This is a genomic window from Enterovibrio calviensis DSM 14347, assembly GCF_000621165.1.
Taxonomy (GTDB): domain Bacteria; phylum Pseudomonadota; class Gammaproteobacteria; order Enterobacterales; family Vibrionaceae; genus Enterovibrio; species Enterovibrio calviensis.
The window spans coordinates 663064-681984 of the sequence record NZ_JHZA01000001.1; the positions used below are offsets into that span (position 1 = coordinate 663064).

Sequence of the window (18921 nt, forward strand, 5' to 3'; positions counted from 1 at the left end):
AAATCAAAAAGCTAGCGTCTGTGCTAGCTTTTTCGTCTTTGGCGTAAGTGGCAGTGAGTAAACCGCGTTAGGCCGTTGCTTCTGCATCTTCGCGTTTTGCTACTTTGTGGCCTTCTTCGGTAACGCCATTTTTCCAGTAGCTGCTGATGTAAATATTGTCGCGATCCACGCCTTTATCATTGCGGAAGTATTGGCGTAGCGCGCGCATGGTCTCGAATTCACAGGCGCACCACACAGCAGCGTCACCGTCCAACCAGACTTGTTCTTGAACATGCGATGCTAGCGTGCCATTTTGCCCTTTGATCACCCAAGTGAGCATCATGCCTTCCGGCGCATTAATCGTTTGAATATCAGCCTCTGATAGCACCTCAATCACAGCATGGCCTTTGGCGTGCTTTGGTAGCGCGGCAATTTTGACTGACAAAGCCGGCAGTGCTGTCATGTCTGCCACCATAAAGAACCAATCGGCTTCATGGTTGATAGCTTGGATGGTTCCCGGCCCTGCAATGTTAATAGTGTCGCCTTCTTTGGCGGCCATCGACCAGCGCGCTGCATGTCCACATCCGCAATCCTTCACTTCATGACGAACAAAATCGACCGTCACCGTATGAGCTGACAAATCGATATGTCGAATGGTATAGGTGCGAAGGACAGGGCGCTCACCTTCAGCGAGAGCGCTTAGGTCAGTGCTGCCTTCAGGCGTAAACATCAATTTGATATAGCCGCCTTCGCAATCCACAGGGAAGCGAGCAAGGTCAGTACCGTGCAGCACGATACGTTGCATGTTCGGTGTGATTTGCTCAGTGGACTGAACGACAAGCGAAGTAGGGGTAGGTTTTTTCATTCTTGTTCTCGTGGTTTCCGTCTCGTGGTGCAAAGACTGCTTAACTTTCACCCACAATAAGCCAGATGAATGATTTTTTCAATGATAACGATTATCATTTGCGTAAATTTACATTTTGTCAGACAGCGTGATTACCTGAGTTTTTCTAACATCAAATCTTAAGACGAACTGCTTGGCGGGTCTTGCTGACATCTGAAAATGAACCTCTTCAGGTTACTTGGGTATATACCCAAACAACCTGATGGCCTCTGAAATCGAGCATTTCCAGATTACTTGGGTATACATGTGTTTATGAAATTCTATTTTGTGAGATTCAAATAGCTAAGGATAAGACATCAGAGAATTTAACCGTGTGGCGACGTATATTAATGACTGATGTGTATGGTGCTTTTAATTCAGTGGGGCTAGATTGTCGCTCTTATTATTGAGCTGTTTGTATTTTATGTGATTTGGTTTTAAGTGTTTTTTGAACCGAGTCAAATAAGTGGTTTTCATTGCTTTATAGTTTTATAACGTCAGGTAGTCTGTCGGGATTCTTTTAAGTGTGAATAAAAATATAAACACACTAGCGTTTAAGAGTAACGTCATATGGTTTTAGGTGATTTTTTTGATGCGTTGTTAGCATTTCCCACGAATGTATTCTTCTTGCCGTTCTTACTTTTCCTACTGATATTATTGATAGATCTAGTATTTAATGTCGTCGAAGGGGTTACGGGTGATTTGGATCTGTTCGATTTAGATAATATTCCTGGTTCAGGGCTGCTTTTGCCACCGGTGCTTTCAAAAGTACCGCTTATGGTAGCATTGAGTGTCTCATTTTTCGTTGCAACCGTTATATCGTTCTATTTAACAATGTATATATCTGTGCTTTTCCCAAGCACTATCCAGTTCGTTGTAGACCTCGTATCAATCCCTATTATCGCTTATTTATCGTTAGCAATTTCCGCTTGGTTGTTGAAACCTATTTCTCCTTTATTCGATAGGAAGAAGGCGTTTGCAGAAGTTGAGTTTATTGGTTTGAAAGGGCGCGTTCACAGCAGTGTCGTGACTCAGGATAAAGGGGAAATAATGGTGTTACATCAGGGCAATGAATTTTTGCTAGATGTAGTAATACAAGACGATGTTTCAACAAGCTACGGTGATGAAGTCATCATCGTTTATAAGGATTCTGCAACAAAACGATATGTTGTTGCCAAAGCATAATGGAAGTTTGATCAGGAGATGAACATGGAAGTTTCACCGAGTTTGATATTTATTGCTGTAGGTGTAGGTATATTCCTGCTGCTACTGATATTCCTTACTTCTCGCTACAAGAAAGTTCGCGGAGAGGGTGATGCCTTAATAGTGAACGGACTTCACCGCACACGTGCTTCGCTAACCGGTACCTTTGTGTGGCCGATTATCAACCGATTTGAGTACATGGACATCACGCGTAAGAAAATCTCGGTTGTACGTAGTGGTCGTAAAGATCAGGAAGGCGAAGAATACGAGGGTCTTCACTGCAGAGATAATATTCGTGCAGACTTGAGAGTTGATTTCTACATCGGTGTAAACCATGAAGAAGAAGATATTGTCCGCGTTGCGAAACTGTTCACTGCACATGAAGCGTCAAATCTTGAGCGCCTCAAAGAACACTTTCAGCCTAAATTTTCTGAAGCGTTGAAAACGGCGGTAAAACAGTTCGAATTCGAAGAGTTGTTGACGAATCGCCGCGCATTCCGTGATGCCGTTGTTGAAGTGATTGGCAGCGAAATGGATGGTTTCAAAATCTACGATGTGGTTATCGATAAAGTTGACCAAACCGCGCTAGATGCACACAGCCCAGACAATATTCTTGATGTTGAAGGTATTCGTAAGATCTCGGCGATCACCGCCCAGAAAAACACAGAAACGAATGCCATCCGTCAGGATGAACGCACAACGATGAAGAAGAAAAACGTTGAAGCGGAAGCGAACCGTCTGCAATTAGACAAGCAAGAGAAAGAGAGCATTGCCCGCACTCAGCGTGAAGTCGACATCATTGAGGCGCAAGAAGAAGCGCTTGCGGCAGAGAAACGCGAAGAGTATCAACGTGTCACTGAACTGGCGAAACTAGAAACGGAAGAAGAAGTATCCAAGAAACGTGAAAGCGTGGAAATGGAAGTGGAAATGACCCGTATCGCCAATCAGCGCCAAGTCGCTATTCAACAAGAAGAGCTAAATCGTTCTGTTGAAACAGAAAAAGTTCGCACGGCCACAGAAGTGGTTGAGCGCGAGATGCACAAAGAGACCACAGTAGAAGAAGCGCTTAAAGCTGTATCTGAAACACGCTCTCAACGTGTTGAGATTGAACGCAAAATTGCCCGCGAAGAGGAAGAGACTGAGAACCTACGTGTTAATGAGCGTGTAGGTCGTGAAAAACGCGTGAAGATGATTGAAGCAGAAGCGGCGGCAGAAGCGGCACAGCTTGAATTACTGGTTGGTGCTCGCGCTGAGAAAGATGCAGCAAAAGAACGTGCGGAGCGTTTGCTGATTGAAAATGAAGCCGAACTTAAAGTGAAAACGCGTGATGCGGAAAATGATTTGGCCGTGAAGACACGCGAAGCAGAAGCTGAGCATATTGTCACCACCAAGCGTGCAGAAGCGGGTTATGTGGCGAAAGAACGTGAAGCCGCAGCCAAAGAGCGTATGGCGCATGCAGAAAAAGAAATGATCAGCGCAACGGGTCTGGCTGAGGTCGAAGTGGACCGCGAACGTGCTCAGGCCATTAAAGAAACTGGCGAGGCGGAAGCCTTTGCTATGCAAAGCGCGGGTGAAGCAGAAGCGCAGGCACTTCGTGCCAAAGGCTTGGCAGAAGCAGAATCACAAACAGCACGCTTTGAAGCGGCGCAACAATACGATGAGCACACACGCGATCACGATAAGTGGGTGATGCAACTTCAACAAGACAAAGACTTGGAAATCGCGCGTATTGATGCACAGAAAACCGTCGTCAGTGAAAACGCGAAGGCACTGGCTGAAGCACTGTCTAAAGCGGATATCCGCCTGTTCGGTGGTGAAGGGATGGAACAAATTCGTCGCACCATCATGGATGCCTCCGCGATTGATGCCAAATTTGAGCAATCTAAAGTGCTGAATCCATTGGTGTCTGAGTATGTGGATGGAAACCGAAGCCTTCCAGACGATCTGAAAGCCATTTTGGAAAACACAGAACTGAAAAGCAGCGATCTGAGCAATGTGGCGTTGGCGAGCTTGTTGAATTCTCAAGGCGGTGCGACCGAGCTATTGAAGAAAATTCAGAGCTCAATGGAGCCGTCATCAGACGATAAATAACCCTTCATTTCTTCTCACAGAATCCCGCCTCTTCAGAGGCGGGATTGATAGGTATTATTATGTCAGAGACGACTCAACAAGCTGTGAGTGAAGGTGGTGCGTATGAGGTTCTCAAATCCCGCCTGTCCCAACAGGGCAACCAGCTAAAAAACCTTTCTCAGTCTTTCAATCAACAACGTCAGGATGTGTTTGGCGGACAAGAACTCACGCTGATTGGCAAAACCAATGTGCAAACTGACGCCAAGTGTATTCCCATTGATATGGCGCAGGTAAACCAACAGCTTTTGTTTGGTTACCACGTTCAGGTGGGCATGAAGGCTGTACCATCATTGGACGATGTGTTTGGCGTTTACCAACTTCATGAAAATGAAGGCACGTTCCGTGTTGAACCTTTACCTCTAGAAAACAGCTTTCTGAATGATTCACGTTTTTTGCATGAATTCACCGAGCTGTTTACTTATTACCGCGACGCACGTTTATCTCAAATCTCGCGTCAGGAAAGTATTCTTTATATCGCGTTTCAAATTGGTAGCAGACCCGAAGACCGTAAGGTATTTCGCTTCCAGTTAAATGCAAATTCCGCCGAGTACATGGACTCTTATGGCCATGCGCCGCTTGAGAGCGCGACACAGCATGACTTTGATTGGATAGCCACGACGCGTGAAGACCATGTATTGGGTGAACACCCGCATGTGTCTATTCGAGACAAGTTATTCGTTGAGTGTGTGGGTGGTGATTTAACCATTAAGGTCGAAGACAACACCTCAAATGGAAAAGGCATTTATCGCGAAGACGTGGAAGATGCTCACCAGAGCATTGCAGATGCGCAAATCGATTATGCCTTTATTGGTGATTTGATTGCATTACGTGTGAAACCAAATCGCGAAAAATACAGCCGCTATTTTCTTTACAACCCGCTTAATCAATCTGTAGTGCGCGCCGATGCGTTGCGTGAAAGCGCAAAAGCCTTGCCTGAAGATCATGGTGTGCTTTATGCCAATGGGTATGTGCTCGCCAATGGTGAAAGCAAGCAATTCGATTTCCCTGCCAATAATCTCAAATTCTTTCAGAAAGTCATTTCACCCAACGGTGAAGACATTCTGTATTTCTTTTTCAACGCAGTAGACGGTTACTACATCGCCTTCACCTACAACTTGATTGAGAAGAAATTCGAAGCACCCATGGAAAGCCATGGTTATAGCCTTTACCCCGATGGACGGTTCCTTGTATTCCAATTGTCTGAAAACGCAGAAGCATCTACGATCCATCCGTTACGCATTTGGGATACTCCGTTTTCAACGCCAGAACACTATGCGCTTGAAAATGCTCAAGGAGATGGCAGCAGCCCGTTATTTAACTTAGGTAATACCGAGCTGGTTCGTGCTTTGTCGTCAGTGTTATCGATTTGCCAATTAGCGCAGACCGAGGAAGTGACGCAGGCAGCTTTTGAAATGCTGCTCAAACAGTGTCAGTCAACGCTAGATCACTATACCTGGCTCGGTCATGAATACGCATTAGGCATGGGCAAAGCCATCAGTGAGTTGATGGGCACTGCGGACAAAATCATCGATGAGTTCGCCAAGGTACAGCAGCTTCAAAGCCATGCCGCACAAAGCATTGAAGATCAGCACAGGATCGTTTCTGAGCTGATCGGCAAGATCAAACTCGCGCCGAAAGAACAAGCCAATACCTTGCTCACCTTGCTTTCAGAAGTGAAAGGGCAGGTGGGTGCTGTCATGGCGTTGCGTCAACAGCATTACATTGATGAAGTGCGGGTTGATGCGTTACTGGAAACGCTTCAGGGTCAACGCGAAAATCTGAATCTGCAGTTGTTAAACCTGCTGCAAGATGAAAAGGCTTACCTGCCTTTTAAAAAGCACATCCAGACCATTGAAACGCAGCTTGAAGAGGTGGATAAAACCGCTGAAATTCAGATCCTGCAAGAGCAGGTTGAAACACTGAGAAGCGAGCTTCAATTGGTGACGGAAGAAGTCACCGATATTGAAACGGATGACCCCACGCAAGCCACACGGATTTTGGATTTGACGACGGAAGTTTCGTCAATGCTAAACACTGTGTCTGCGAAACTTCGTGGTAAGTCTAAAGGCCTTCAAAGTGAAGAAGCGCAAGCTGAGTTCAGTGCGCAATTTAAGCTGCTTAGCCAGTCGGTTAGCAGTGCGATGGAACAAGCGACAAGCCCTGATGATTGTGACAATCAATTGGCAAAGCTGGTGGGCCAGTTAGATAAGCTGGAATCACGGTTTGCGGATTTTGACCAATTCCTCGCTGAAATTTATGCCAAGCGAGATGAGATTCAGTCGACGCTGGATAACCACAAGCAGCAATTGATTGCGGCACAACAGCGTCGAGTCCAGAACCTTCTGCAAGCTGCCAATGTCACTATGTCGAGCATCGAAAAACGTGTTGAACGCTTTGATGATGTGGCGGGGCTTAACAGCTACTTCGCAACGGATGCGATGGTGCTGAAGCTGCATCAACTGTCGACAACGATTCGAGAGTTGGGTGACAGCGTGAAGGCTGACAGTGTCGATTCAAAAATCAAAGCACTGCAAGATCAGTCTTTACGTTCGCTGCGTGATAATCAGGATATCTTCGAGCAGGGCGGTAAAGTCCTTCGTCTTGGTAAACACCGTTTTAGCGTGAATCAACAGCCGCTCGACTTGAGTCTTGTCGATCATGACGGCCAACTGTCTACGCATATTTCGGGCACAGATTTCTATCAATCTGTTGAAGATGAAACCTTCTTAACTCTCCAATCTATGTCCCGTTTAGATGTAGCCTCAGAAAGTGAAGATGTTTATCGCGCGGAGTATTTGGCGTACCTGATCCTTCACGGCGCGGAACTCAATACCGACGGGTTGAGCCTCGATAAGCTCTATGCCGACCAAAAAGAAGGCATCTTGAGCGAGTGCGTACAAAAATTTGCAGCGCCTCGCTATAAAGAAGGTTACGTGAAAGGCATTCACGATAACGATGCCATCCGTATTTTGGACAAAGTGCTACCCATCTACCAGCAAGCGGGACTGCTACGATTCAGTCAATCTGCCCGTTCCTCTGCACTGCTGTGGTTGCTCGCTCAAGATAGCCAAACCGTTGAACATTATCGCCAACAAGCCATCAATGCGCAGTTGTTGCGTGAGCATTTGAATTCGGCAGAAGCTTATCAACAGCTACAAACTCAGCTGGTGGCGCTGCTAGAGACAAAACAAGCCAATGAGGCGGCAGAGTATCTGGTGAACCTGCTGGGTCAGAGTGAACTCAACATTGAAGTCAGTCAGGATGCCCTAACGCTTTGTGAAGACTACCTTCAGTTCCGTCGCAGTCTGGGTTGGCATCAAGGTGATGAAGCCATTGACGTCGCTTTTGCTGATCACAAACAATGGCTTGCTGCGTACACATCTCGTAAAAATTATGGCGAGGCGTTTGTTCTGGAAGCCGCGACCATTGCCGTGTTGAAATCATGTTCCAGTTTCCCCATCGGTAGCGTCGACTTTTCGCTGTTATCCAGCATCGATGGCTTACTGGGTGAACACGAACGGATTGAGAAGGGCCAGCTAACACTGGTGTTAGATGACTTTATTCAGCGTAACGAGCATCACCGAAGTGCGGTTGTTCCGCAGTTTGATGCCTACCTCAATCAGCGCACTGAACTGCTCAATACCGCGAAAGATGATTTCCGACTCGGGGAGTTCAAACCTCGCCCTCTCACCTCCTTTGTTCGTAATAAGCTTATCAGCGAAAGCTATCTGCCATTAATTGGCGATAACTTTGCGAAGCAAATGGGCACAATGGGCGATAAGAAACGCACTGATTTGATGGGGATGCTGCTGCTGATCTCTCCTCCGGGTTACGGTAAAACCACCTTGATCGAATATGTGGCCCACAAGCTTGGGCTGGTGTTTATGAAGATCAATGGCCCATCGATCGGGCACCAGGCTACGTCACTTGATCCGGCAGATGCACCTGATCAGAATGCTGCGCGCGAGATCGAAAAGATCAACCTCGCCTTTGAAATGGGCAACAACGTGCTCCTGTATCTTGATGATATTCAGCACACCCACCCAGAGTTCCTTCAGAAATTCATTTCACTGTGTGATGGAACACGTCGCATCGAAGGGACATGGAAAGGAAAAACTAAAACCTACGACATGCGTGGCAAGAAGTTCGCTGTTGTGATGGCGGGTAACCCATATACCGAAACCGGTGAAGCGTTCCGTATTCCAGATATGTTGTCGAACCGTGCGGATATCTACAACCTTGGTGACATGCTGTCTGATCAGAAGCAGGCGTTCGAACTTAGCTTCATTGAGAACTCACTGACATCGAATTCTGTGCTGGCACCGTTGGCTACCCGAGATTTGAATGACTTGTACCGTTTTGTTCGCATGGCAGAAGGGGAGAGCATTGCGTTGAGTGACATGAGCCATTCGTATTCGGCGACTGAATCCAATGAGATTGTCTCAACGCTTCAAAAAATGATGATAGCGCAGCAAACCGTGCTTAAGGTGAACCAGCAATACATCAAGTCGGCAGCAACAGCGGATCAGTACCGTATAGAGCCACCGTTTAAGCTTCAAGGCTCTTATCGAAACATGAATAAACTCGCGGAGAAAATCTCGTCAGTCATGACCGACGATGAGCTTAACACCATGCTGCAAGACCACTATCAAGGTGAAGCGCAAACATTGGCCGCAGGCACGGAAGAGAACCTGCTGAAACTTGCAGAGCTACGCGGTGACATGACGCCAGAGCAGCAGGGGCGTTGGCAAGAAATTACTGACGGCTATCAACGCCAACAAATGATGGGTGATTCCGAAGACCGTGCAGGGCAGGTGGTGCAACAGCTCGCCATGCTAAATCAACATGTTGCCCGCTTTGGTGGTGACAGCCAAGGAGGCAAATAAATGAATCGACAGAAATGGTCGGCGTGGTTGGAAGCCTCGATAGAAGATTACCGTCTTGATGACAATGAGCGCCGTGAGCTTCAAGCTGAACTTGCAGAATCGGTGTTAAGCGATGAAGACCGTTCTTATCTACGCAATTTGAGCTTCAAATTGGTGCAGAAGGAAATTTCAAATCAAGGTGATGCGGCGGCATTGGTGCGTTGGTTAGAGCGCGTCGTCAAGGTACTTGATAACATCATGAGCGCGAGTTCATCAGAAACCGCAACGAGTTGGTTTTCACCCGGAAGAACCTGTGCTGCGGGCATTACTGAGCAATTAAAACTTGCACGTCATTCCATTGATATTTGTGTTTTCACGATTGCCGACAATGATTTGACCAAACAGATCCTTGACGCACACAAGCGCGGGATTAAGGTTCGCATCGTCACGGATAACGATAAAATGAATGACAGGGGCAGTGATGTTGAATACCTTGCTGAACAAGGTGTTGCCGTCAAAATTGATACAACTCAGTACCATATGCACCATAAGTTTGCGATATTTGATGAACAAAGATTGATTAACGGCAGTTTTAACTGGACGCGCAGCGCCTCCAAATATAATCAGGAAGATATTACGCTTACCGATGATCGCAGGTTTGTTACCGCGTTCTCAAGGCAGTTTGAAACGCTATGGCAGAAATTTCCCTGCCATAAGCCGTCATAGAGACAGGGAGATCCAATGACTGAATTGACGAATTCTCAGAGTCAGGTACTGGATGTTGAGGTAACGCCTCAAATCGTCGCGTTGGCTGAACAGTTTGATGCGTTTGACACTGTTGCCACCATTACGTTTGGTAAAGATGCGCTTGAAAAGATCACCGCATTCTCTGATGAAGTATTGGAGCAAGTGCGCGTTCGCGACAGCGGTGAAGCCGGGGATATTCTGCATGCCATGGTGTCGTCCATGGACAGTGCAGAGTTCGATAATCTGGGTAAGAAGAGCCTACTATCAAGGCTTCCGTTGGTCGGCGAGCTGTTTGATTCCTTCAAAAAGTTTTCAGCGAGCTTTGATTCTGTCAAAGGTCAGTTAGAGCAATTGTCTGGCAGCTTGGAAGCGCAGGAAGTGAAACTTGCGCATGACATTTCACAGCTTGATACGCTCTACGATCATAACTTGGAATTGCTTGGCGGATTAGATCTGTACATCGCGGCGGGCAAATACAAATTGAACGACCTTGTACAGAGTGTGTTACCCGATTTGCTGGCGCAATCTGAGCAAAGTGGTGACGCGTTGGATGCACAGAAGTATCGTGATGCCTCTCAAGCCATTGCGCGCCTTGAAAAGCGCGTTCACAACCTTGAACTAACACGTTTAGCCGCGATTCAAACCGCGCCTCAAATTCGCCTCTCACAGGAAGGCAATAAAATGTTGATGGAGGATATTCAAGATATCGTTCACAACACCTTCCCACTATGGAAACGCCAGTTCTTGATTGCGATTTCCAATTATGAAAAAGAGAAAGCGCTGAAGGTCACGAGGGCTGTTAAGGATTATACCAACAAGCAATACGTTCAAAATGCTGAGAAGCTGAAAGTACTGGAAGAACAGATCGCAGAGAACTATCAGCGAGGTATTCTGGATTTGGATTCGCTTGAAACGGTGAACAAGCTGACGATCGAAACGCTGAACAATACACTTTCACGCGTGAAAGAAGGCAGAGCCCAGCGAGAACATGCACAGCAAGTGATAGAAAAAGCTGAACAAGAACTCAAAGTAGCATTGCAGCAAACGCTGGAAGGCTAATTGATATCCCCGCTTATATTGCTATATACCCAGCAACCTGAAAATGCTCGCTGAATCGGCATCTTCAGGTTGTTGTGGTACATCAAGTGGGTATCTATATTTTTACTTACTGATACGAAAGCCCGTCTGCAGCAATAGATAGCACGGTATGTGTTCTTATTGCCTCCTGCGCCGCCAACCCAATCACCACCGCTTTTAAGCCATCGGATAGCGATACTTCCACTTCTTGCTCTCCCCAAATAGCACGTTGGAATTTCTGGTGCTGATAGAAGGTCGAACCGTTGTGATCGCCTGCTTCAAGCAGTGCGGGGTCAACGGGAACATCCATGACTTTCGGGCCTTTGGGGTCGCGTGGGCTTACAATCACTTGCGGCACGGGAGCATCACCCAATGTGTCAGTTGGCCAGAATCGCACCGGTCCTGGCACTAGGCATTCAACTTTACCTTTGTTGCCAACCACGCAAATCTCTTCTTGATAACGTGAGCCTTCAGCAAACATGCAAAGCTCTAGGCTAGCGCGGGTGTGGTTATCAAACTCTATGGTCACCATGGCATTGTCGATGATGTCAGGTGCTTGCCCGTCATATTGCTCATCGAGATGGTTAACGGCTTGATTGCCCGAAGCAAATACACGCACTGGATTGGCGTTTGCCATCAGGCGCATCAAATCGAAAAAGTGGCAGCATTTCTCGACCAGAGTGCCACCAGTTTTGTGGTTGAAGCGATTCCAATCCCCCACTTTGCGAAGGAACGGAAAACGGTGTTCACGAATTGAAAAGAGGTGTCGTTGCCCGATATCGTTATCATTGAGCAATGACAGCAATAGCGTGATAGGCGGCATGTAGCGGTATTCCATCGCGACCCAAATAGGAGCAGGGTAATTGGCTGCGGCTTCGCTGAGTCGCGCGACATCATTAATGTCGGTGCAGATGGGTTTTTCAATCAAAATAGGGAGTGTGCAGCGGCTCATGATGCCAAGCAGTTGCTCGGCGTGCTGGAAGTTAGGAGTGACGACGACCAGCGCATCCACATCGTCGGCGTCTAGCAGTGCATCCAAATCCGACACGGTGCGTGCGTTGGGGACCAGCGCGTGGGCTTTCTCGAGCATCTCTGGGTCAGGCTCGGCCAATACCGTGATTTCTGCCTGTTCGAGTAGCTGAATATTGCGGATGTGTTCTTGTCCCATCATGCCGCAACCAAGGATCCCATATCGAATTGGATGTTTGTTTGTCATTGAGCCGTCCTTTTGTTTTTATTGTTAATCCTGTATACCCAAGCAGCCTTAAGATGCTCGATTTCAGAGGCCATCAGAGTGTTCAATTCAAGGCAAATTCTTGTAGGAATAGCCATTCTATTTCACAAGAATTTGTATATTTCACAAATCATCTGTGTCTATCTGCCGCTTTTTGCTTTCCTTACTGCGCTATGTCCATCTTGCTGCGTACCGCACTGATTCTGGGTCGTACCAAGTGAATGAGACTTCTTCGATGCGATCTTGGTTTGACCAACTTAGCCTTTCGATATAACCACATGCGCTGCCAACGTCGGGGGCGAAGTCAGGGTGTTTCCAATCAGGAACGTGATCGACGGTGATGCTGTCTTGCACTCTTGAAATCCAAAAGCCGAGCTTTTCGCGATAAAACACATAAAGAGACTCAATCACGTCCTCAATCGCGATATGTTCGCTGTGCCTGCCATCAATCCAAATCTCTTCCATAGCGGCGGGTTGCTGGTCTAATTTTCGCAGACGCCTGAACCGCCAAAGCGGTGCATTGGAAGGTAACCCCAGCAAGGATGCGACGTGGGTATTTGTGTGTCGCTCAAGGTTCAAAACATCAGCGTTTGGCAAACCGCCGCCACTCTTAAGTTCTAACCGAAAAAAGTGATACACGGCGCTGCTGTCAGGCGCGTTTTTTACATACGTCCCAGACCCTTGTTTTCGTTCAAGTAACCCATTACTTTCAAGCTCAGTCAGGGCCTTTCTTAGCGTCCCTACGGCGACCCCCAGTTTCTTGGCCAATTCTGCCTCAGTGGGCAGGCGCTCTCCGGGTAACCAATAGCCTGCAGAAATTTCTCTACGCAACAGTTCACTTATCTGAATGAACAGGGGCAATCGGGTTGATTCACTCATCACAAAAATTCTCAAAAAAAATAATCGATTTGATATTAGCGAGTTAGCCATGCTTTTTCTGTTAAATGGGCAAAACTTTACGCCAATTCATTCATTATTGATTTACTTTTAATGAGTATCTTATAGCATTTATTAACAATTCATTCACTATTCATTTGCAATTAAGGCGACTAAGAAGTGGCTGAAGACGTAAGTGAGAAGTGACTGACTGACTGATGTGACTGAGAAGTGACTGAATAGATATCGCGCAGACAATAAATAATTCAAATAACGCGTTGGCTAATTTACCGAATATCAGGAGATTGATGATGAGTGTTGTACCCATCACAAGTGCAGGATTGGATGCCGCTGAGGTTTCATGGTTCGCGCCCTTGTGCAGTGACGATTACCGTTATTTAGGTGTACCAGAGGGTCGACTGCGAAGCAGTTGGGAAAATACCAGAGACATCGTGTTGATGGCCGAGCAACAAGGCTTTCGCAATATTTTGTGTCCATCGTCTTATCAAGTGGGTCAAGACACTCTGACCTTTGCGTCTGCGATGGGACCACTCACAGAGCGCATCAATATGCTGGCAGCTATTCGCTGCGGAGAAGTGCACCCCGCCATGCTGGCACGTTCGGTAGCAACGCTTGACCACATTATGAAAGGTCGCTTAACACTGAATGTCATTTCTTCTGACTTTCCCGGTGAAAAAGTAGACAGCGCCTTTCGGTATCGCCGTTCAAAAGAGGTGGTCGATATTTTGCGCCAAGCATGGACACAAGATGAAATTCGCTATGACGGTGAAATATACAAACTGAGTGAGATTTCAAGCGACCCGGTGCGCCCGTATCAGCAAAATGGCGGCCCGTTACTGTACTTCGGCGGCTATTCGCCTGATGCACTTGAGCTATGTGGCTCGGAATGTGATGTGTACTTAATGTGGCCTGAAACCGAAGACATGCTAGAAACCCGCATGCGTGCAGTTAATGAAGTCGCACAACGCCATAACCGAACCTTAGATTACGGTCTGCGCGTGCATATGGTGGTGCGAGATACCGAAGCAGAAGCGCGCGAGTATGCGGAATCGCTTGTCTCCAAACTTGACGATAACTTTGGTCAATCAATCAAAGAGCGTGCCCTGGATGCGAAAAGCTTGGGTGTGGCGCTGCAATCTCAGCAACGCGATCAATCCGACCAATTTGGTTTCACGGAACCGAACTTATGGACCGGCGTAGGACGCGCTCGCTCAGGCTGCGGTGCGGCATTGGTGGGCAGTGTTGATCAAGTGCTTAGTAAAATTGAGCGTTACCAGAAGATGGGAATCCGCTCGTTTATCTTTTCGGGTTACCCACACAAAGACGAATGCGAAATCGTCGGTCAAAAAATTCTACCAGAACTGAAAACGTGTTCATTGCCTGAAGAATATGGACGTGTACCTGCAACCACGCCAGCAACACCGTTGGGTGTAGGAGAGCGAAAATGATATATAGCGAACTTCATTCAAGCCTGTCGGCATTTAGCCGCATTGTTTATGGTGCCTGGCGTCTATCGGATGACAGCGATACATCGGAAGCCCATGTCCGCGCCAAAGTGGATGCTTGTCTAGAGCAAGGCATTACCACGTTTGATCATGCGGACATCTACGGTGATTATTCGTGTGAAGCAGTGTTTGGACAAACACTGGCCGCGACGCCATCTCTGCGCGACCAGATCCAGTTAGTGAGCAAGTGCGACATCATGCTGTTGTCTGATCGTTACCCTGATCGTCGCGTGAAACACTACGACACCTCGGCAGCTCACATTCGTCAATCGGTGACGCAGTCATTGAAAAACCTTCACACCGATCATCTCGATCTTCTCCTTATACATCGCCCTGATCCGTTTATGGATCACCATGAAACTGGACAAGCGCTTGATGCCTTGGTCAACGAAGGGTTAGTCAAAGCGGTTGGAGTGTCTAATTTCCAGCGTTGGGATTGGGATTTGCTCCAATCGGGGATGTCGCATCCTTTAGTGACGAATCAAATTGAAATGAATTTGCTATCACGCAGTAGCTTTACTGATGGCACCTTGGCGTTCATGCAGCAATACGGCGTCTTGCCTATGGCGTGGTCACCGCTGGCGGGTGGTGAGCTGTTTGGCGACGGCGACGCAGCACTGCGTGTGAAACCGATTTTAGAGCGTGAAGCGGAGCGATTCGGCGTGGGTATTGATGCGGTCGCGACAGCGTGGTTGCTTGCGCATCCTGCCGGAATTTTACCAGTACTTGGCACCAATAATTTGTCACGTATTCGCACGGCGAGTGATGCATTGAAAGTAAAGATTGATAGAGAAACATGGTTTGAAATGTGGACGGCAGCGGCCGGGGAGGAAGTGGCATGAGCCGTGAACTACGAAATGCACTCTCGTGCTTTGCAACGGGCGTCACTGTTATCACCGCACGTCATGATGACGCAGATTTTGGCTTGACCTGTTCATCGTTCAATTCTGTGTCGCTCGACCCAGCGATAGTGCTTTGGAGTATCAATCAAACCTCGTCTGCCAAGGATCCTATACTGAAATCTGGCGGTTACACGGTCAGTGTATTGGCGGTTGAGCACTCAGAACTTGCCATGAAATTCTGTCGTGATAGCCACGAGGAGCGTTTCAATGGCGTTGCCATCGAACGAGCGCCAAGTGGTCGCGCCATTATCGAAGGTGCCGTGGCGTGGTTTGATTGCGATTTGAATGGTGTGATTGCTGCTGGTGACCATGACATTTTGCTCGGCAAAGTGACTGAATTTAGCTCGCAACAGGAAAGCGTCGGCTTAGTGTTTGAACGCAGTCGATTTGGACGGGTGGGAGAAGTCGCCTAATGGCAGTTTTGGAATCGACACTCGCAGTACTCGAAAACATTAATGACCGCATAGGTAAGATTGGCGCGTCGATAGCGTGGGTGCTGGTGGCCTTAATGGTCGGCAGCATTTTGCTACAGGTTGTGTGTCGTTATGTGTTCAATTCCGCGCTGCCGTGGCCGGAAGAAGTGGCTCGGGCGTTGATGATCTGGATGATGGCGCTGGTTGCTGGCAATGCCTATCGCAAGGGCATGTTTGTTTCAATCGACATGCTCTACAACTACGTGCCGCACTCCGTGGCACGCATGATAAAAATCATCTTGTTGGTGCTGGCGTTTGCCGTACTCGTGCAACTGTTCGTGGTTGCCATTGAATTTTTCGATCGCGGCTTTCGGACACGTGCCGCATCTTTCCCCCTAAAACGCGCTTGGATTTATCTCGCCATGCCAGTGTGCTTTGGCACCATGCTGCTTGCCAATATCGAACTATTTCTCAGAACGTTTCTTGAGCGAAAAGAGACTCCCCAAACTGCCCCCGCAGAATAAGGATGAGCAAAAAGAATGACTGACATAAGGATGTGGCTGTAAATGTTGATTTTCTTTTTACCCCTGTTTTTGGTGTTACTACTTATCGGTATGCCCGTGTTTTTCGCCCTGTTGGCCGCACCGGGTATCATGCTTTACGTCGAAGGCATGGATCGCGATATCCCTTTGCTTTTCCGCAATATTTACAACGGAATAGACTCCTTCCCATTAATGGCGATTCCTTTCTTCATGCTCGCGGGCGAAGTGATGAATCGCGGGGGCATTACGTTAAGTTTGGTGAATTTCTCCCAATCGTTTATTGGGCATGTGCGTGGCGGTCTCGCGCACGTTAACGTCATGTCTAGCATGTTGTTTGCGGGTTTGTCGGGCTCTGCGGTTGCAGATACCTCGGCAATTGGTTCAATGATGATCCCCGCGATGGAAAAGAACGGTTACTCGCGCAAATTTGCGGCAGCAGTAACCGCGGCGTCATCCGTGATTGGCCCTATCATTCCGCCGTCTGGCATCATGATCATTTACGCCTACACCATGGAAATCTCCGTCGCAGCACTGTTCGCAGCTGGCGTTATTCCCGGGTTGATGATTGGCCTAGGCTTGATGCTGCTTATCGCTGCGATGGCAAAGCGTCAGAACTTACCCATTGCCAGTGAAAAAGCCACGTGGAGAGAGCGCGGTAGCGCAACGAAATCAGCGTTCTGGCCGTTGCTGACCCCCGTGATTATTCTTGGCGGTATTCTCGGTGGCATCTTTACACCGACAGAAGCCTCAGCGGTGGCGGTGCTTTATACCTTATTGGTTGGCATGTTCGTGCTGCGTACCATTTCGCTGAAAGACATTCCTGAGATTTTCACCAACAGTGCCAAATCGTCGGCAGTGATTTTGTTGCTGGTGGGCGCGGCATTGGCGTTCAAAACCGTGGTGTCGCTTTCTCACGCTGCGGAAGAAATGGCCGCGTGGACGCTAACCATCAGTGAGAACCCGCTGATACTGCTATTTCTTATCAACATTCTGTTGTTCATCGTGGGCATGTTCCTCGATGCAGGGCCAGCCATCATCATTTTGGGGCCCATTCTCTCTCCAGTATTTATCAGCTTGGGCATCGATCCTGTGCATTTCGCCATCATCATGAGTGTGAACCTCACGGTGGGGCTGGCGACACCACCTATGGGCTTGGTGCTGTTTGTGGCATCGAGTGTATCGGGTGTGAAAGTTGAAACATTGTCACGCGCCATACTGCCGTTTTTGGCGGTGGAAGTGGCGGTGATTTTCCTCATTACGTTTTTCCCGTCTATTTCTATGACAATCCCACGTTGGTTGGGGTTGGCGTAGTTTCGACGGGACGTTAGCAAGCGAGAACGTGAGTTCTTACCTTAACAAGTGCAGCGAAAGCTGAGGATCACGGAAGTGAAAGGTGAAGTATGAATAAAACAGTAAATCAGGTGCGTAAAGCATTTAAGGGAAGTGCACTGGCACTGTTGGCGGGACTCATGACTACCGCGGCGTTGTCTGTTCCCGCGATGGCGGCAGATTTCAACCTTCGTGCTGTAGCGAACTCGAACGAAAACGACGAAGACTATGATGGTTTAGTGGTATTCAAAGATTTTGTCGAAGCGCACTCTAACGGCAAGATCAAAGTCGATCTGTACATCGGTACGCAGCTGTGTGGCAACGGTACGGAGTGTATCCAAGCGGTTGAAGACGGCTCTGTTGATGTTTACATCTCTACCTCTGGCGGTGCGGCGAACATGTTCCCGTACATTCAGGTGTTAGATTTGCCTTATGTGCTTCCTGATGACCGCACTGCTGAAGCTGTGTTCCAAGGCGACTTTGTTCGCGAGCTACGCAAAGCGATTTTGGCGGATACTGATGACAAACTTCGCCTTATGGCGATTGGTAACACAGGTGGCTGGCGTAACTTTGCCAACACCAAGCGAACCGTAAAACAACCCAGTGATTTGGAAGGGTTGAAGATCCGTACCGTGGTGGCTGATTTGCCACAAGAGCTAGTGAAAGCCCTCGGCGCAAGCCCAACACCCATTCCATGGCCTGAGCTTTACACGTCTTTCCAGACGGGCGTGGTTGAAGGTTCGAAAAATGGTATCACTGATATCATGGGCATGAAATTCCCTGAAGCGGGCCTGAAATATGTCACGCTCGATGGTCACGCATACATGTCAGCTCTCTGGTACATGAACAACGAAGCCTTCTTGGATATGCCTGTGGAATTGCGCAAAGTGATTGTTGATGGCTTCCGCGCACTGCAGCAAGCGACGTTTGCGTCACCGAAGCGCAAATCTATTGCTGCGTATGAAGCGTTCAAGAAATCTGGCGGAACGCTCTATGTTCCAACTCCTGCTGAAAAAGCCAAGTTTCAAGAATCAGCCGCGCCTGTTTATACGTGGTTCCAAGAGAACGTAAAAGACGGCAAGAAGTGGTTTGATTTGCTTCAAGTGGAATCAGACAAAGCGCAGAAGCAAATTGCTGACGCAGATAAGTCTGACCTAATGTAGTCAAGATTGGCCGCTGTAAATGTTTAACGCTATATAAAATCAGCCCGATTGG

General features: G+C 47.9%; 14 protein-coding genes. 11 read left to right on the plus strand and 3 right to left on the minus strand.

Features of this window, described 5'->3' with window-relative positions; all coding sequences use genetic code 11:
- Window positions 1–67 precede the first annotated feature (67 nt).
- Entirely contained in the window at window positions 68–844 is a 777-nt protein-coding gene (locus Q365_RS0102920; RefSeq protein ID WP_028021938.1) for a siderophore-interacting protein, read from the minus strand.
- 588 nt (window positions 845–1432) lie between these two features.
- Between Q365_RS0102920 and Q365_RS0102925 the strand changes: the two genes are divergently transcribed.
- From Q365_RS0102925 to Q365_RS0102945, 5 genes are read left to right on the plus strand one after another with little or no spacing between them, the layout of a single operon-like run.
- A complete protein-coding gene (locus Q365_RS0102925) occupies window positions 1433–2047 on the plus strand; it encodes a hypothetical protein (RefSeq protein WP_028021939.1) in 615 nt (204 codons plus the stop codon).
- A 24-nt stretch (window positions 2048–2071) separates the two neighbouring features.
- Window positions 2072–4156: a flotillin family protein gene (locus tag Q365_RS0102930; protein WP_028021940.1), complete on the plus strand. Its 2085-nt coding sequence runs from the start codon at window positions 2072–2074 to the stop codon at window positions 4154–4156.
- 59 nt (window positions 4157–4215) lie between these two features.
- Window positions 4216–9081, plus strand: a complete 4866-nt coding sequence (locus tag Q365_RS0102935; RefSeq protein ID WP_028021941.1) for a DNA repair ATPase — start codon at window positions 4216–4218, stop codon at window positions 9079–9081.
- The gene (locus tag Q365_RS0102940) at window positions 9082–9786 is read left to right on the plus strand and encodes a phospholipase D-like domain-containing protein (RefSeq protein WP_035024287.1); all 705 of its coding nucleotides are present in this window, start codon (window positions 9082–9084) and stop codon (window positions 9784–9786) included.
- Between the two features lie 15 nt (window positions 9787–9801).
- Window positions 9802–10866, plus strand: coding sequence for a toxic anion resistance protein (locus tag Q365_RS0102945; RefSeq protein ID WP_028021943.1), 1065 nt, complete (start codon window positions 9802–9804; stop codon window positions 10864–10866).
- A 106-nt stretch (window positions 10867–10972) separates the two neighbouring features.
- On the opposite strand, the gene Q365_RS0102950 is transcribed toward Q365_RS0102945, so the two are convergent.
- Both Q365_RS0102950 and Q365_RS0102955 read right to left on the minus strand, forming a co-directional pair.
- A complete protein-coding gene (locus Q365_RS0102950; protein ID WP_028021944.1) occupies window positions 10973–12100 on the minus strand; it encodes a Gfo/Idh/MocA family protein in 1128 nt (375 codons plus the stop codon).
- 189 nt (window positions 12101–12289) lie between these two features.
- A complete protein-coding gene (locus tag Q365_RS0102955; protein ID WP_028021945.1) occupies window positions 12290–12997 on the minus strand; it encodes a GntR family transcriptional regulator in 708 nt (235 codons plus the stop codon).
- 305 nt (window positions 12998–13302) lie between these two features.
- Here Q365_RS0102955 and Q365_RS0102960 point away from each other — a divergent pair, with 305 nt between their 5' ends.
- The 6 genes from Q365_RS0102960 to Q365_RS0102985 all read left to right on the plus strand — a co-directional run bounded on the left by Q365_RS0102960 (window position 13303) and on the right by Q365_RS0102985 (window position 18869).
- Window positions 13303–14463 carry an LLM class flavin-dependent oxidoreductase gene (locus Q365_RS0102960; protein ID WP_245621476.1) on the plus strand — a complete coding sequence of 387 codons (1161 nt, stop codon included), beginning with the start codon at window positions 13303–13305 and terminating at the stop codon, window positions 14461–14463.
- The gene (locus tag Q365_RS0102965) at window positions 14460–15362 is read left to right on the plus strand and encodes an aldo/keto reductase (protein WP_028021947.1); all 903 of its coding nucleotides are present in this window, start codon (window positions 14460–14462) and stop codon (window positions 15360–15362) included. Before Q365_RS0102960 ends, Q365_RS0102965 begins: the two co-directional genes overlap by 4 nt.
- Window positions 15359–15835, plus strand: a complete 477-nt coding sequence (locus tag Q365_RS0102970) for a flavin reductase family protein (RefSeq protein WP_028021948.1) — start codon at window positions 15359–15361, stop codon at window positions 15833–15835. Before Q365_RS0102965 ends, Q365_RS0102970 begins: the two co-directional genes overlap by 4 nt.
- Window positions 15835–16359, plus strand: coding sequence for a TRAP transporter small permease (locus tag Q365_RS0102975; protein WP_028021949.1), 525 nt, complete (start codon window positions 15835–15837; stop codon window positions 16357–16359). Before Q365_RS0102970 ends, Q365_RS0102975 begins: the two co-directional genes overlap by 1 nt.
- A 42-nt stretch (window positions 16360–16401) precedes the next feature.
- Window positions 16402–17688 (plus strand): TRAP transporter large permease, encoded by a 1287-nt coding sequence (locus Q365_RS0102980; protein ID WP_028021950.1) that lies wholly within the window; start codon window positions 16402–16404, stop codon window positions 17686–17688.
- 89 nt (window positions 17689–17777) lie between these two features.
- The gene (locus Q365_RS0102985; protein ID WP_028021951.1) at window positions 17778–18869 is read left to right on the plus strand and encodes a TRAP transporter substrate-binding protein; all 1092 of its coding nucleotides are present in this window, start codon (window positions 17778–17780) and stop codon (window positions 18867–18869) included.
- Window positions 18870–18921: the final 52 nt, after the last annotated feature.